Origin of the sequence: Flavobacterium pectinovorum (genome assembly GCF_022802975.1) — a bacterium.
Lineage (GTDB): Bacteria > Bacteroidota > Bacteroidia > Flavobacteriales > Flavobacteriaceae > Flavobacterium > Flavobacterium pectinovorum_B.
On record NZ_JAFEVZ010000006.1, the window covers coordinates 236,955 to 251,422 of the forward strand.

The following is a 14,468-nucleotide window of genomic DNA, read 5'->3' on the forward strand; positions in this document are numbered from 1 at the left end:
AATTTTCAATAAATACAAAAGGGTGACAAATTAAACAGTCACTCTTTTTTTTGATATTTATTGTAAGAATCATAAAAAATGAATTTTTAATAAGTAGTCCGTTTATTACAATAAAACAAGTGTCAAAAATGCTTAATCCTCAATAAATGATTCTTATTTTAAAGATATCCTTATCAAATTTAATATAATATAAGCACAGAAAACACTGTAAATCAATAATTTTTACAAAAAATTAACACCCTATTGTCTTTTGTATGAATTTATATATTACATTTGCTTCATTATAAATTATTATTACAATTACAATGCGTACAGGTACAGTAAAATTTTTCAATGAGTCTAAAGGTTATGGATTCATTACAGACGAAGAAACAGGAAAAGATATCTTCGTTCACGCTTCAGGAATTAACGCGGAAGAATTACGCGAAGGTGACCGTGTAAGCTATGAAGAAGAAGAAGGAAGAAAAGGGAAAGTTGCTGCTAAAGTAGCAGTAATCTAAGAAAAATATAGCAATTTATTTTTTTTGCCTCTGAATGGTTTTGAAACGTTTCGATTTATTTCGAAACGTTTTTTTTTGCATACTTGTTAAAAAAATGTGAAACTTTAATTTATTATTTATAATCAATAAAAATTACACTCAAACCCTGTTCAGCACTATACTTAAATCCTTTTTTAGCTTGTGATTTACAGAGTTGAAACCTATCTTTGTGGCTTATTTTTTAAGTAAAAACCCTAAGTTTATGCAATCTGATCAATACAGCTATCTTCCTATTTTAATGCAGCTTATCCTTGCTGTTGGTTTTGTAGTAGGAACTATCATTATTTCCGGAAAATTAGGTCCAAAAAGAACTTCTGAAACAAAAGATAAAAACTTCGAATGCGGTATCGAATCTGTTGGTAACGCCCGTATTCCCTTTTCAGTAAAATATTTCCTTGTAGCTATTTTGTTTGTTTTGTTTGATGTAGAGGTTATTTTTCTTTACCCATGGGCTGTAAACTTTAAAGAGCTGGGAATTGAAGGAATGTTGAAAATGATTGTTTTTATGTCTTTACTTCTTGTTGGTTTTTTCTATATCATCAAAAAGAAAGCATTAGACTGGGAATAAAAAAATTTAGATTTCAGATTTTAGATTTTAGATTGTTTGATTTAGAATTTTAGATTTGAAAGATAATTTTCAAAATACAATATTGATTTTTTTAAAATATTGATTTCGATTTCAGAATTAAATCTAAAATAAGAAATCTAAAATCTAAAATAAAAATGAGCGATTCAAATGTAAATATGGTTGCCCCTCCGGAAGGTGTTGTTGGTGAAGGTTTTTTTGCCACAAAACTAAATGACGTTGTAGGTTTGGCACGTGCGAATTCTCTTTGGCCACTACCTTTCGCAACTTCATGCTGCGGAATCGAATTTATGGCAACTATGGCTTCACATTACGATTTGGCACGATTTGGTTCTGAACGTGTGAGTTTTTCTCCTCGTCAGGCAGATATGTTAATGGTAATGGGAACTATTTCTAAAAAAATGGCACCAATTTTAAGACAGGTTTACGAACAAATGTCTGAACCTCGTTGGGTAATTGCTGTTGGAGCCTGCGCTTCATCAGGCGGGATTTTTGACACTTACTCTGTTTTACAAGGTATTGATAAAGTTATTCCGGTTGATGTTTACGTACCGGGATGCCCACCAAGACCGGAACAAATTGTTGACGGCGTAATGAAACTTCAAGAATTGGTAAAAAGCGAATCTGTGAGACGAAGAAGCTCTCCGGAATACCAAGAATTATTAGCTTCCTATAACATTTCATAAGATGGCTTTAGAAAACACCCTGATTCAGGACAAACTTATCGAAACATTTGATACTAATGTTTTTAACTTTCAACAAGAAAGAGATATTTTCTCATTTGAAACTTCTGCTGATAAAATTACAGCCCTGATTCTTTTCCTGAAAAATGACGCCGATTTACGTTTCCACTTTTTAACTGATTTATGCGGTATTCACTATCCCGATAACGAATCAGAACGTCAGTTTGCCATTGTATATCATCTGCACAACTGGTACGAAAACAAACGTATTCGAATAAAAGTATTCCTTAACGGCGAAAAACCTGAAATCAAAACGATATCAAATATTTTCCTGAGTTCAAACTGGATGGAAAGAGAAACATACGATTTCTTTGGGATAAACTTTATTGGTCACCCTCAATTGAAACGTATTTTGAATATGGATGAAATGGTTTCTTTCCCGATGCGAAAAGAATTCCCAATGGAAGACAGCGGAAGAACAGATAAAGACGACAGATTCTTTGGAAGAACAACAATCAATGCATAATTAACAATTTATAATTGATAATTATTACATAATATAAAAACAAAAATTAATAGTTAATTGGAAAAGAATCAATTATCAATTATCAATTTTTAATTAAAGATGTCAGAACTATTATTATCACCAGAGCATCGATATGCTAAAATAATAAAGGAGAAACTAAACGAAGACGGAAGCGAGCTTTCGGTACTGAATTTAGGACCTACTCACCCTGCTACGCACGGAATTTTTCAGAATATCCTGTTGATGGATGGAGAAAGAATTCTTGAGGCTGAACCAACTATTGGTTACATCCACAGAGCTTTCGAAAAAATTGCCGAAAATCGTCCTTTTTACCAAATTACTCCTCTTACAGACCGTATGAACTATTGCTCCTCTCCTATCAATAATATGGGATGGTGGATGACTTTAGAAAAATTGTTAGGTATTGAAGTTCCAAAAAGAGCACAATATTTAAGAGTTATCGTTATGGAGTTGGCGCGTATTACAGACCATTTAATCTGTAATTCGATTCTGGGTGTAGATACCGGTGCATATACCGGTTTCTTATACGTTTTTCAATTTAGAGAAAAAGTTTACGAGATTTATGAAGAAATTTGTGGAGCTCGTTTAACAACCAATATGGGAAGAATTGGTGGATTTGAAAGAGACTGGTCTCCGGAAGCTTTCAAAAAAATAGAAACTTTCCTTGAAGAATTTCCTATTGCATGGAAAGAATTCGAAAACTTATTCGAAAGAAACAGAATTTTTATTGACAGAACTGTAAACGTTGGAGCTATTTCTGCTGAACAAGCAATGGCATACGGATTTACTGGTCCAAACTTACGTGCTGCGGGAGTAGATTACGACGTTCGTGTTGCGCATCCTTACTCCTCTTACGAAGATTTCGATTTTATTGTTCCTGTTGGAAAATCAGGAGACACTTATGATCGTTTCTGTGTTCGTAATGCCGAGGTTTGGGAAAGTTTAAGCATTATTCGTCAGGCTTTGGATAAAATGCCGGCTGGAAACGAATACCATGCAGAAGTTCCGGATTATTACCTTCCTCCAAAAGAAGATGTATACACTTCAATGGAATCTCTAATTTATCACTTTAAGATTGTCATGGGAGAAGTTCCTGTACCGGTTGCAGAAATTTATCATCCGGTTGAAGGAGGAAACGGAGAAATCGGATTCTATTTAGTCACAGACGGAAGCAGAACGCCATACAGATTACATTTCAGAAGACCTTGCTTTATATATTATCAGGCTTATCCGGAAATGATTAAAGGTGCTTTATTATCTGATGCAATTGTTATTTTGTCAAGTTTAAATGTAATTGCCGGAGAATTAGACGCCTAAAAAGATTGTATATTTTAGATTGTATATTTTAGATTGCTGATTGAGAATGCAGATTTAGAATTTAGATTTAAAATTATAATTAGGAATTGAAAAATTCAGATTGAAGAATCTAAAACTTAAATAATGATTGAAGAATCATAGATTATAGACAACGATTAAAAAAATCTAAAATCTAAAATCTAAAATCTAAAATTAAAAATGGAACGTAAACAGTACAAACAAGAAATAAATATGACTGAAGCATTGATGAACCGCATCAATGAATTAATCAGTCATTATCCTGAAGACAAAAGAAAATCAGCTCTGTTGCCTGTTTTGCACGAAGTGCAGGATGCGCATGATAACTGGCTGAGCATTGAGTTGCAGGATAAAGTTGCCGAAATTTTACATATCAAACCAATTGAGGTTTACGAAGTGGTTACTTTTTATACCATGTACAACCAAAAGCCAATTGGAAAATACATGTTCGAATTCTGCCAGACTTCTTGTTGTTGTTTAAATGGTGCCGAAAATTTAATGGATTATACTTCTGAAAAATTAGGCATTAAAATGGGCGAAACTACTCCTGACGGAATGTTTACCATTGCCGGTGTAGAATGTTTAGGTGCCTGTGGATACGCTCCGATGATGCAGTTGGGTGATTTCTACAAAGAAAAATTGACAGAAGATAAAATCGATCAGCTAATCGCTGATTGCAGAGATGATAAAATAATATTACACGATAAATAAGATGTCAAAAAAAATATTATTAGACAAAATCAATATTCCGGGTATTAAGACCTACGAAGTGTATCGCCAAAACGGGGGTTATGCTTCTGTAGAAAAAGCCTTAAAAACACTTACGCCTGACGAAGTTGTTGAAGAAGTAAAAAAATCAGGAATCAGAGGTCGTGGTGGAGCAGGTTTCCCGGCGGGAATGAAATGGAGTTTTATTGATAAAAAATCAGGAAAACCAAGACATTTGGTTTGTAATGCCGATGAATCTGAACCGGGTACTTTTAAAGATCGTTATTTGATGGAATTTATTCCTCACTTGTTGATTGAAGGAATGATTACCTCAAGTTTTGCTTTGGGCGCAAACCTATCCTACATCTACATTCGTGGAGAATACATGTGGGTTTTCAAAATTTTAGAAAAAGCAATCAACGAAGCAAGAGCTGCAGGTTGGTTAGGAAAAAATATATTAGGTACAGGTTACGACTTAGATTTATATGTTCACTGCGGAGCAGGAGCTTATATTTGTGGAGAAGAAACTGCACTTATTGAATCACTGGAAGGTAAAAGAGGAAATCCTCGTATTAAACCACCTTTCCCGGCTGTATCAGGTCTTTGGGCAAATCCAACTGTGGTTAACAATGTGGAGACTATTGCCGCTGTGCCTTGGATTATCAACAATTCCGGTGATGAGTATGCTAAAATTGGAATTGGACGTTCTACAGGAACTAAATTAATCTCGGCTTCAGGGCACATCAAAAATCCTGGAGTTTACGAAATTGAATTAGGATTATCTGTTGATGAGTTTATGAATTCTGATGAATATTTAGGTGGAATGTCTTCAAGCAGACCCTTGAAAGCTTTAGTACCGGGAGGATCTTCTGTGCCAATTTTACCGGCTGAATTAATTTTTAAAACAGCAAACGGTGAAGACCGATTAATGTCTTACGAATCTTTGAGTGATGGTGGTTTTGCTACCGGATCAATGTTAGGTTCAGGAGGCTTTATCGTGTACAACGACACATCCTGTATAGTGAGAAATACATGGAATTTTGCCCGTTTTTACCATCACGAATCTTGTGGGCAATGTACACCATGCCGTGAAGGAACCGGATGGTTAGAAAAAATATTACATCGTATTGAAAACGGTCACGGCCGTGAAGAGGATATCGAATTGTTATGGAGTATTCAAAGTAAAATCGAAGGAAATACGATTTGTCCTCTTGGTGATGCGGCTTCATGGCCGGTGGCAGCAGCTATCCGTCATTTTAGAGATGAATTTGAGTATCACGTTCGTTTCCCTGAAAAAATAAAACACAGAGATCATTTTGTAGCTGAACCATTTTCGCAAGTAAAGCATTTGGTTGGCGGTAAAATAATCGTATAATAAAAATATAAAAGAATTACGAAGTCATATTATTAAAAGGACAGCAAATCTTTTGAATAGCTAAACTTTCGACATTCAAATCATTAAGAGAGATGAAAGTAACCATAGACGGTCAAAGTATTGACGTAGAACCAGGAACTACCATCCTGCAGGCGGCGCGTATGATTGGAGGGGATTTAGTTCCGCCAGCCATGTGTTATTACTCAAAATTAAAAGGGAGCGGCGGAAAATGCCGTTGTTGTTTAGTGGAAGTTTCAAAAGGAAGTGAAGCGGATCCAAGACCAATGCCAAAATTAATGGCATCTTGTGTAACCGGCTGTATGGACGGAATGGAAGTAAACAGCAAATCTTCTGACCGAGTAACAGAAGCCCGTAAATCTGTGACCGAATTTTTATTGATTAATCACCCACTGGACTGTCCTATTTGTGATCAGGCCGGAGAATGTGATTTACAGAATTTAAGTTTCGAACACGGAAATCCAAAATCACGTTATATCGAAGAGAAAAGAACATTCGAACCGGAAGATATCGGTCCGAATATTCAACTGCATATGAACCGTTGCATTTTATGTCAAAGATGCGTACAGGTTGCAGATCAATTGACAGACAACAGAGTTCACGGCGTATTAGACCGTGGAGACCACGCTAATATTTCAACAGGAATCTCAAAAGCTATCGACAATGAATTCTCCGGAAACATGATTGACGTTTGCCCGGTTGGTGCTTTAACAGATAAAACTTTCCGTTTTAAATCAAGAGTGTGGTTCAACAAACCTTATAACGCACACAGAGAATGTACAACTCCCGGATGTTGCGGTAAAACAACCGTTTGGATGTTTGGAGGCGAAATTCAGCGCGTAACGGGTCGTAAAGATGAGTACCATGAAGTGGAAGAATTCATCTGCAACAGCTGTCGTTTTGATCATAAAGATGTTAATGACTGGGTTATTGAAGGACCAAGAGAATTTGAAAAAGATTCTGTTATCAACCAAAACAACTACACTCAAAAATTAGAGAAAGTACAAATCGACACCGAAAAGAATATCCTTTTAGGAAGAGATGTAGACCGTAAAAAAATTAGTATGGCCGAAATTCCGTTGAACACTAACAACAAAAATTCTTAAACATGGTAGATAGTGCATTTATTATAGAGAAAAGTGTTGTTATTGTAGTGGTTTTTGCCGTAACGATGATTATGGCCATGTATTCTACCTGGGCAGAACGTAAAGTTGCTGCTTTCCTTCAGGATCGTGTAGGACCAAACCGCGCTGGATGGGGCGGATTATTACAGCCTCTTGCTGATGGTTTGAAATTATTTTCGAAAGAAGAATTTTTCCCAAATACACCAAATAGATTTTTATTCGTTGTCGGACCGGCAATTGCCATGAGTACCGCTTTGATGACCAGTGCGGTAATTCCGTGGGGAGACAGATTGCATCTTTTTGGAAGAGATATTTTATTACAGGCTACTGATATTAACATTGCGTTATTATACTTCTTTGGCGTTGTTTCAGTTGGAGTTTACGGAATCATGATTGGCGGATGGGCTTCAAATAATAAATTTTCATTGATGGGAGCGGTTCGTGCTGCTTCGCAAATGGTTTCTTATGAAGTCGCCATGGGATTATCAATGATTGCTTTGTTGATGATGACCGGAACTTTAAGTTTAAAAGAAATCTCTGAGCAACAGGCCGGAATGAACTGGAATGTTTTTTATCAGCCTTTATCTTTCCTTATTTTCCTTATTTGTGCTTTTGCAGAAACCAATAGAACTCCTTTTGATTTGGCAGAATGTGAATCGGAGTTGATTGGTGGTTACCATACTGAATATTCATCTATGAAAATGGGATTCTATTTATTTGCTGAATATGCCAATATGTTTATATCTGCGACTATTATCTCGGTATTGTTTTTTGGAGGGTACAATTATCCCGGAATGCAGTGGATGGTAGAAAATGTAGGTATCAACACAGCAAACGTATTAGGAATAGCAGTTTTATTTGCTAAAATATGTTTCTGGATCTTTTTCTATATGTGGGTTCGCTGGACGATTCCGAGATTTAGATATGACCAGTTGATGAATTTGGGATGGCGAATTTTGATTCCGCTTTCTATAATTAATATCATGATTACGGGTGCTGTTATTTTAAGACACGATATCGCAGCCGCTTTAGGATTCTAAGAACCGTAATGCCCTAGCCCTGATAGAAGCGGCATCCTTTTATGGTGGGGTTCACCATAAAAGATACAGCGGATAGCAGGATTAGCTACTAAATAAAAAACGAAATAGATTGGATTTGGTCTAATCATCAAATTGAATCACAAATTATACTTTAAATGTCAATAGAAACTATATCATTATCGGGTAGAAAAAAGTTAGTCTCTAACAAAGAGATGACTTTTTGGGAGCGATTGTATCTTGTGGCGATTGTAAAAGGTTTATTGATTACTATCAAACACTTTTTCAAGAAAAAAGCTACTATTCATTACCCGGAACAAGTTCGTGAAATGAGTCCGGTGTATCGCGGTCAACACCAGTTAAAACGTGATGAACAAGGTCGTGAAAACTGTACCGCCTGTGGATTATGTGCTTTGTCATGCCCTGCAGAAGCGATTACAATGAAAGCTGGAGAGCGTAAAGCTGATGAAAAGCATTTGTACAGAGAGGAAAAATATGCTGAGATTTATGAAATCAATATGCTGCGTTGTATTTTCTGCGGATTGTGTGAAGAAGCCTGTCCGAAAGATGCTATTTATTTGACGACTTCGAAAGTATTGGTTCCTTCCAGTTATGAAAGAGAAGATTTTATTTTTGGAAAAGACAGATTAGTGATGCCTCTTGATGTGGCTATCAAAAATGCTCAACTTAATAATGCTAACTAAATGATACATATTCCTGATTTTGCACACGCAACAACTATACAAGTTATATTTTGTTTCTTAGCGTTTATCACGGTAATTACTGCCTTTTTAACCATTTTTAGCCGAAATCCAATTCACTCTGCAATTTACTTAGTGATTTGTTTCTTCTCGATTGCAGGTCATTATTTGTTATTAAATGCTCAGTTTTTAGCTATTGTACATATTATAGTCTACTCGGGAGCCATTATGATTTTGTTCCTTTTTACGATCATGTTGATGAACCTGAATGAACAAAAAGAAGTTCATCGCCCAAGGATTACACGTTTGGGTGCAATTGTTTCGTTCTGTTTAATTGTAATCGTTTTAATTGCAATTTTCATCAATTCGAAACCAATTGTTGGTGAATACGATTCGACTGGAGAGGACTTCCAATCTATTAAAGTTTTAGGTAAAATATTACTGAACGAATACATGGTTCCGTTTGAATTTGCCTCTATATTGCTTTTAGTGGCGATGATTGGAACAGTATTATTGTCTAAAAAAGAAAAATTAAATAAATAATGGGTAATATATTAAATCAGATAGGTATTGAAAATTACATCTTTTTAAGTGTTGTACTTTTTTGTATTGGTATTTTTGGTGTATTGTACAGGCGAAATGCGATTATCGTTTTTATGTCTATAGAAATCATGCTGAATGCCGTAAACCTTTTATTTGTGGCTTTTTCGACTTATCATCAGGATGCGCAAGGGCAGGTTTTTGTGTTCTTTTCGATGGCAGTTGCAGCAGCAGAAGTTGCTGTAGGATTGGCTATTTTAGTTTCGATCTTTAGAAATTTAGGTTCGATTAGTATCGATAATTTAAAAAACTTAAAAGGATAAATGGAAATGGATACCAATTTAGCTTTACTTTTAGTACTAACTCCTTTTTTAGGATTTTTAATTAATGTTTTCTTCGGAAAGAGCTTAGGCAAAACAGCTTCAGGAGCCATCGGTACCTTAGCTGTAGCAATTTCTTTCATTGTTACTCTTGTACTTTTTAATCAAATAACTTCAACCGGAAAAGCGATTGAAGTTACTTTATTTGACTGGATTCAGATTAGTAACTTAAAGATCAATCTTGGCTTTTTATTAGATCAGTTATCTGTTCTTTGGTTATTGTTCGTAACCGGAATTGGATCTTTGATTCACTTATACTCTATCAGTTACATGCATGATGATGAAAATATGCACAAGTTTTTTGCCTATTTGAATCTGTTCGTGTTCTTTATGATTACACTTGTCATTGGAAGCAACTTATTAGTATTATTTATCGGTTGGGAAGGTGTTGGACTTTGTTCTTACCTGTTAATTGGATTCTGGCATAAAAACCAGGATTACAATGATGCTGCAAAAAAAGCTTTCATCATGAACAGAATTGGGGATTTAGGTCTTTTAATTGGTATGTTCATTATTGGTTCAATGTTCTCTACGTTAGACTATGCAACTTTAAAAACGGCAATTACGGGAGCTTCAAACTTAAATTTGCCATTACTTTCTTTAGCGGCCTTATGCTTGTTCATTGGAGCTTGTGGTAAATCTGCTCAAATTCCGCTGTACACCTGGTTGCCTGATGCGATGGCCGGACCAACTCCGGTTTCTGCTTTGATTCATGCAGCTACGATGGTTACTGCGGGTATTTTCATGGTTACAAGATTAAATTTTGTTTTTGATTTGGCTGTTGATGTACAAACTGTAATTGCAATTGTTGGAGCTATCACTTCATTAGTAGCCGCTACAATTGGTTTAGTACAGACTGACATTAAAAAAGTATTGGCTTATTCTACAGTTTCTCAATTAGGTTTAATGTTTTTAGCATTAGGATTTGGAGCTTATGAAGTAGCTGTTTTCCACGTAATCACACATGCTTTCTTTAAAGCTTGTTTATTCTTGGGTTCAGGTTCTGTAATTCACGGATTACACGGAGAGCAGGATATGCGTAAAATGGGAGGATTGCGTAAAGCAATGCCAATTACGTTCTGGACTATGCTGATTTCTTCATTAGCAATCTCAGGAGTTCCATTTTTCTCTGGATTCTTCTCAAAAGATGAAATCTTATTGACAGCTTTCCACCACAGTATTCCTTTATATGTTGTGGGATCGATTGCTTCAATCATGACAGCTTTCTATATGTTCCGATTGATGTTCCTGACTTTCTTCAAAGAATTTAGAGGAACCGAAGAACAAAAACATCATTTACACGAAAGTGGTGCCTTAATTACTATTCCATTAATCATTTTAGCAATTTTAGCAACTTTTGGCGGATTGATTAGTTTACCGGGACACAGCTGGTTAAATGAATATCTTGCTCCCCTTTTCACTAAAGTGGCTGGCGAAGAACATCATTTAGGACCAACTGAATATACCTTAATGGGAGTTGCTGTTTTAGGCGGATTATTAGGTATATTAATTGCGTACATCAAATATTTCAAACAAGATAATGTTCCTGAATCTGATGAAAACATTACTGGTGTAGCAAAAGTTTTATATAACAAATATTATGTAGATGAAGCTTATGATGTCCTATTTGTTCGTTCTGTAAACGGATTATCACGATTCTTTAGAGACTACATCGAAACTGGCTTATCTGCACTTGTTTTTGGATTAGGAAAAGCAGCTAACGAATTAGCTTTTCAAGGTAAAAAAATACAAACCGGAAGTATCGGATTATATCTTTTTGCTTTCGTATTAGGTCTTTGCGCCATTGTATCTTATATATTTTTAGCTCAATAATTTTATAACTATGAACGTTTCTCTTATATTAATTATTCTTTTAGTTGGTGCCTTTATCACCTATTTCTCTGGTGACAAACTCGCTTCAAAAGTAGCTTTGTTCTTTAGTTTGGCAGCTTTGGGCTATTCGGTTGTATTGCTAAACCATTTTAATGCCGGTGAAAATATCAGCCTTATCAATGCCTGGATTAATCAACCTAAAATTTCATTTGCGCTAAATGCTGACGGGCTGGCCATTGCTATGCTTCTTCTTACTGTAGCTTTAACCCCAATTATTATATTTTCTTCTTTTGGAAATGAATATAAAAATGCAAAAGGTTTTTATGCTCTAATTTTATTTATGGCATTTGCAATGACAGGAACTTTCCTTGCGGCTGATGGTCTTTTATATTATATTTTCTGGGAGTTGGCTCTTATTCCAATTTACTTTATTGCTCTTATCTGGGGTAACGGAGATGCTGACGAACGCAGAAAAGCAGTGGTAAAATTCTTTATTTATACGCTTGCAGGTTCTTTATTCATGCTAACTGCATTTATTTATTTATCTCAAAAAGCAAACGGAAGCTTCTTAATCGAAGATTTGTATAAAGTTGAATTATCTGCTTGCGAGCAATTCTGGATTTTCTTAGCTTTCTTTTTAGCTTATGCGATTAAAATTCCAATTATTCCTTTCCACACCTGGCAGGCAAATGTGTACCAAAAAGCGCCAACTGTTGGAACCATGCTTTTATCCGGTATCATGCTAAAAATGGGATTATACAGTGTGATTCGCTGGCAATTACCGATCGCACCTCTTGCTGCAAAAGAATACATGGATATTTTTATTGCTTTAGGAATTGCTGGAGTTATCTACGGATCCATTGTAGCTTTAAGACAAAAAGATTTGAAAAAATTATTGGCTTATTCATCTCTTGCACACGTTGGATTAATTGCGGCTGGTACATATACTTTGACCCTTGATGGTTTACGTGGTGCTGTTTTACAAATGATCGCTCACGGTTTTGTAGTGGTTGGTTTATTCTACGCTGCTGAAGTAATTTTTAGAAGATTTGAAACAAGAGAAATTGCTAAATTGGGCGGAATCCGTACGCAGTCTCCTAAATTTACCTCCATGTTTTTAATTTTGGTTTTAGCCTCTGTTGCTTTACCTGGTACATTTAACTTTGTTGGAGAATTTACAGTTTTATACAGTCTTTCTCAAATCAATATCTGGTTTGCTGTTCTTGGGGGAACAACTATTATTTTAGGAGCTTACTATATGTTAAGGATGTTCCAACATGTAATGTTAGGCGAAACCAATTCTAAGACTTTTGCTGATGTTACGCTTAACGAAGGAATTTCATTTGCTATAATCATTGCTGTTTTATTAGTCTTTGGTTTATATCCAAAACCAATTACAGATTTGATTACACCAAGTTTAGAAACGATTTTAAACGTTATCAATAAAAATTAAGATTTTAGAGTAAGGATTAACAATTTTTGATTTCAGATTTTTCTATTGATTAAAAAGTTAAACTTAAAAAAGTAAAAATATATTTTAAATAAAATAAATTAGGGCGTTTTAGATTTCCTAAATCAAAAAAACAAAAATGAATACATTAATAGCTATAACAGGATTAGGTGTTTTCTGCCTATTGTTTGAAATTCTAAATTTTAGAAAAGGCATCGTTCCGTTTACCATTTTAGGTTTATTGGGTGTATTGGCGCTAAATTTTTATGAATTCGGATCAACAGAAAGTTACTACGATAATATGATAACAGTGAGTAAATTCTCTACTGCATTTTCATCATTGTTTATCATCTTAACTATTTTTCTTGTAGCGTTAAGCCATAATTTTTATGAAAATCATCAGACAAAAATTTCTGATTTTATTGCCATAAAAGTATTCTTATTAGCAGGAGCAGTTGCCATGGTTTCTTTTGGAAACTTAGCGATGTTTTTCTTAGGAATTGAAATTTTATCAATTGCACTATATATTCTTGCTGCAAGCGAACGTTTGAACCTCAAAAGCAACGAAGCAGGTATGAAATACTTTTTGATGGGATCATTTGCATCAGGAATTATCTTATTCGGAATTTGTTTGATTTATGGAGCAATGGGAAGTTTTGATGTAGTTGAAATCAGCGAATATTCTTTATCTGCCGAATTGCCAATCTGGTTTCCTATAGGGATGATTTTAGTAACAATCGGAATGTTATTTAAGATAGCCGCAGTTCCTTTTCATTTTTGGGCTCCGGATGTTTATGAAGGGTCACCTGCCTTAACCACTGCGTTGATGAGTACTTTGGCAAAAGTCGTAGCCATTGCAACTCTATTCAAATTAATTTCAGGTTTAAATTTAATACCGTCATTAGAAAATCAGGATCATTTAAATACTTTCGAAAATATTATTGTAATCATTTCAATTGCTTCTATGACCGTTGGTAACATTATGGCATTGCGTCAGGTAAATGTAAAACGTATGCTGGCTTTCTCAGGGATTTCTCATGCAGGTTTTATGTTAATGACTTTCTTAACTGTTGCAACTTCTGCGGGAGTTTTATTATATTATACAGCAGCTTATGCTTTGGCCGGTATCGCAGCTTTTAGTGTAATTTTATACGTTTGCAAAAATCAGAATAACGAAGATATTACAAATTTTCACGGTTTAGGAAAAACGAATCCGTTGTTAGCCGCAATTTTAACAGGTTCTCTATTATCTATGGCAGGTATCCCGATTTTCTCCGGATTCTTTGCAAAATTATTCTTGTTCAATCAAACTATTCAGGCTGGTTATATTGCTTTAGTAATAGTAGCTGTTGTTAATTCTATTATTAGTGTTGGCTATTATTTCAAACTGATATTAGCAATGTATTCAAAAGAACCAAATCAGGAACGTACCGGAAAACCTTTTATTATTTATGCAGTTGCAATTATTTCTATTGCATTAAATATTATTCTAGGTTTATTTCCATCATTAGTTTTAGACTTATTGAATTAAAAAACCATTATTATAAATACAAATCCATCAAGAGTTACTTTTGATGGATTTTTTATTTGAACCCGTTTTTTTGAGAAGAAA

Annotated in this window: 15 protein-coding genes; all 15 read left to right on the plus strand. The window is 34.9% G+C overall.

Translation table 11 applies throughout. The features are described from left to right. The first annotated feature begins 305 nt into the window (after positions 1-305). The 15 genes from FLV_RS11055 to FLV_RS11125 all read left to right on the plus strand — a co-directional run bounded on the left by FLV_RS11055 (position 306) and on the right by FLV_RS11125 (position 14,387). Positions 306-500: a cold-shock protein gene (locus tag FLV_RS11055; RefSeq protein ID WP_007137066.1), complete on the plus strand. Its 195-nt coding sequence runs from the start codon at positions 306-308 to the stop codon at positions 498-500. 241 nt (positions 501-741) lie between these two features. After that, the gene (locus FLV_RS11060; RefSeq protein WP_243233845.1) at positions 742-1,107 is read left to right on the plus strand and encodes an NADH-quinone oxidoreductase subunit A; all 366 of its coding nucleotides are present in this window, start codon (positions 742-744) and stop codon (positions 1,105-1,107) included. A gap of 155 nt (positions 1,108-1,262) precedes the next feature. Next, positions 1,263-1,811, plus strand: a complete 549-nt coding sequence (locus tag FLV_RS11065) for an NADH-quinone oxidoreductase subunit B (protein WP_031454074.1) — start codon at positions 1,263-1,265, stop codon at positions 1,809-1,811. A 1-nt stretch (position 1,812) separates the two neighbouring features. Then, entirely contained in the window at positions 1,813-2,334 is a 522-nt protein-coding gene (locus FLV_RS11070; RefSeq protein ID WP_243233846.1) for an NADH-quinone oxidoreductase subunit C, read from the plus strand. A 99-nt stretch (positions 2,335-2,433) separates the two neighbouring features. Further along, on the plus strand, positions 2,434-3,672 hold the full coding sequence (locus FLV_RS11075; protein WP_243233848.1) for an NADH-quinone oxidoreductase subunit D: 1,239 nt from the start codon (positions 2,434-2,436) through the stop codon (positions 3,670-3,672). Positions 3,673-3,870: 198 nt separating this feature from the next. Next, a complete protein-coding gene (locus FLV_RS11080; RefSeq protein WP_243233851.1) occupies positions 3,871-4,401 on the plus strand; it encodes a complex I 24 kDa subunit family protein in 531 nt (176 codons plus the stop codon). A 1-nt stretch (position 4,402) separates the two neighbouring features. Beyond that, positions 4,403-5,773, plus strand: coding sequence for an NADH-quinone oxidoreductase subunit NuoF (gene nuoF / locus FLV_RS11085; RefSeq protein WP_243233852.1), 1,371 nt, complete (start codon positions 4,403-4,405; stop codon positions 5,771-5,773). A 92-nt stretch (positions 5,774-5,865) separates the two neighbouring features. Next, a complete protein-coding gene (locus FLV_RS11090; RefSeq protein ID WP_078226937.1) occupies positions 5,866-6,897 on the plus strand; it encodes a 2Fe-2S iron-sulfur cluster-binding protein in 1,032 nt (343 codons plus the stop codon). A gap of 2 nt (positions 6,898-6,899) precedes the next feature. Then, the gene (gene nuoH, locus FLV_RS11095) at positions 6,900-7,955 is read left to right on the plus strand and encodes an NADH-quinone oxidoreductase subunit NuoH (protein WP_243233853.1); all 1,056 of its coding nucleotides are present in this window, start codon (positions 6,900-6,902) and stop codon (positions 7,953-7,955) included. Between the two features lie 155 nt (positions 7,956-8,110). After that, positions 8,111-8,656: a NuoI/complex I 23 kDa subunit family protein gene (locus tag FLV_RS11100; RefSeq protein ID WP_243233854.1), complete on the plus strand. Its 546-nt coding sequence runs from the start codon at positions 8,111-8,113 to the stop codon at positions 8,654-8,656. Next, entirely contained in the window at positions 8,657-9,196 is a 540-nt protein-coding gene (locus FLV_RS11105; RefSeq protein ID WP_243233856.1) for an NADH-quinone oxidoreductase subunit J, read from the plus strand. Beyond that, a complete protein-coding gene (gene nuoK, locus FLV_RS11110) occupies positions 9,196-9,516 on the plus strand; it encodes an NADH-quinone oxidoreductase subunit NuoK (protein WP_017494599.1) in 321 nt (106 codons plus the stop codon). The genes FLV_RS11105 and nuoK overlap by 1 nt, the downstream gene beginning before the upstream one ends. 6 nt (positions 9,517-9,522) lie before the next feature. After that, positions 9,523-11,406, plus strand: a complete 1,884-nt coding sequence (gene nuoL, locus FLV_RS11115) for an NADH-quinone oxidoreductase subunit L (RefSeq protein WP_243233860.1) — start codon at positions 9,523-9,525, stop codon at positions 11,404-11,406. Positions 11,407-11,416: 10 nt separating this feature from the next. Continuing rightward, entirely contained in the window at positions 11,417-12,859 is a 1,443-nt protein-coding gene (locus FLV_RS11120; protein WP_243233862.1) for a NuoM family protein, read from the plus strand. A 136-nt stretch (positions 12,860-12,995) separates the two neighbouring features. After that, entirely contained in the window at positions 12,996-14,387 is a 1,392-nt protein-coding gene (locus tag FLV_RS11125; RefSeq protein ID WP_243233863.1) for an NADH-quinone oxidoreductase subunit N, read from the plus strand. Positions 14,388-14,468: the final 81 nt, after the last annotated feature.

Excerpts from the sequence above, each read along its gene's own strand:
- FLV_RS11055 (WP_007137066.1), top strand. The coding sequence starts at position 306 with ATGCGTACAGGTACAGTAAAATTTTTCAATGAGTCTAAAGGTTATGGA.
- FLV_RS11060 (WP_243233845.1), top strand. The coding sequence starts at position 742 with ATGCAATCTGATCAATACAGCTATCTTCCTATTTTAATGCAGCTTATC.
- FLV_RS11065 (WP_031454074.1), top strand. The coding sequence starts at position 1,263 with ATGAGCGATTCAAATGTAAATATGGTTGCCCCTCCGGAAGGTGTTGTT.
- FLV_RS11070 (WP_243233846.1), top strand. The coding sequence starts at position 1,813 with ATGGCTTTAGAAAACACCCTGATTCAGGACAAACTTATCGAAACATTT.
- FLV_RS11075 (WP_243233848.1), top strand. The coding sequence starts at position 2,434 with ATGTCAGAACTATTATTATCACCAGAGCATCGATATGCTAAAATAATA.
- FLV_RS11080 (WP_243233851.1), top strand. The coding sequence starts at position 3,871 with ATGGAACGTAAACAGTACAAACAAGAAATAAATATGACTGAAGCATTG.
- nuoF (WP_243233852.1), top strand. The coding sequence starts at position 4,403 with ATGTCAAAAAAAATATTATTAGACAAAATCAATATTCCGGGTATTAAG.
- FLV_RS11090 (WP_078226937.1), top strand. The coding sequence starts at position 5,866 with ATGAAAGTAACCATAGACGGTCAAAGTATTGACGTAGAACCAGGAACT.
- nuoH (WP_243233853.1), top strand. The coding sequence starts at position 6,900 with ATGGTAGATAGTGCATTTATTATAGAGAAAAGTGTTGTTATTGTAGTG.
- FLV_RS11100 (WP_243233854.1), top strand. The coding sequence starts at position 8,111 with ATGTCAATAGAAACTATATCATTATCGGGTAGAAAAAAGTTAGTCTCT.
- FLV_RS11105 (WP_243233856.1), top strand. The coding sequence starts at position 8,657 with ATGATACATATTCCTGATTTTGCACACGCAACAACTATACAAGTTATA.
- nuoK (WP_017494599.1), top strand. The coding sequence starts at position 9,196 with ATGGGTAATATATTAAATCAGATAGGTATTGAAAATTACATCTTTTTA.
- nuoL (WP_243233860.1), top strand. The coding sequence starts at position 9,523 with ATGGATACCAATTTAGCTTTACTTTTAGTACTAACTCCTTTTTTAGGA.
- FLV_RS11120 (WP_243233862.1), top strand. The coding sequence starts at position 11,417 with ATGAACGTTTCTCTTATATTAATTATTCTTTTAGTTGGTGCCTTTATC.
- FLV_RS11125 (WP_243233863.1), top strand. The coding sequence starts at position 12,996 with ATGAATACATTAATAGCTATAACAGGATTAGGTGTTTTCTGCCTATTG.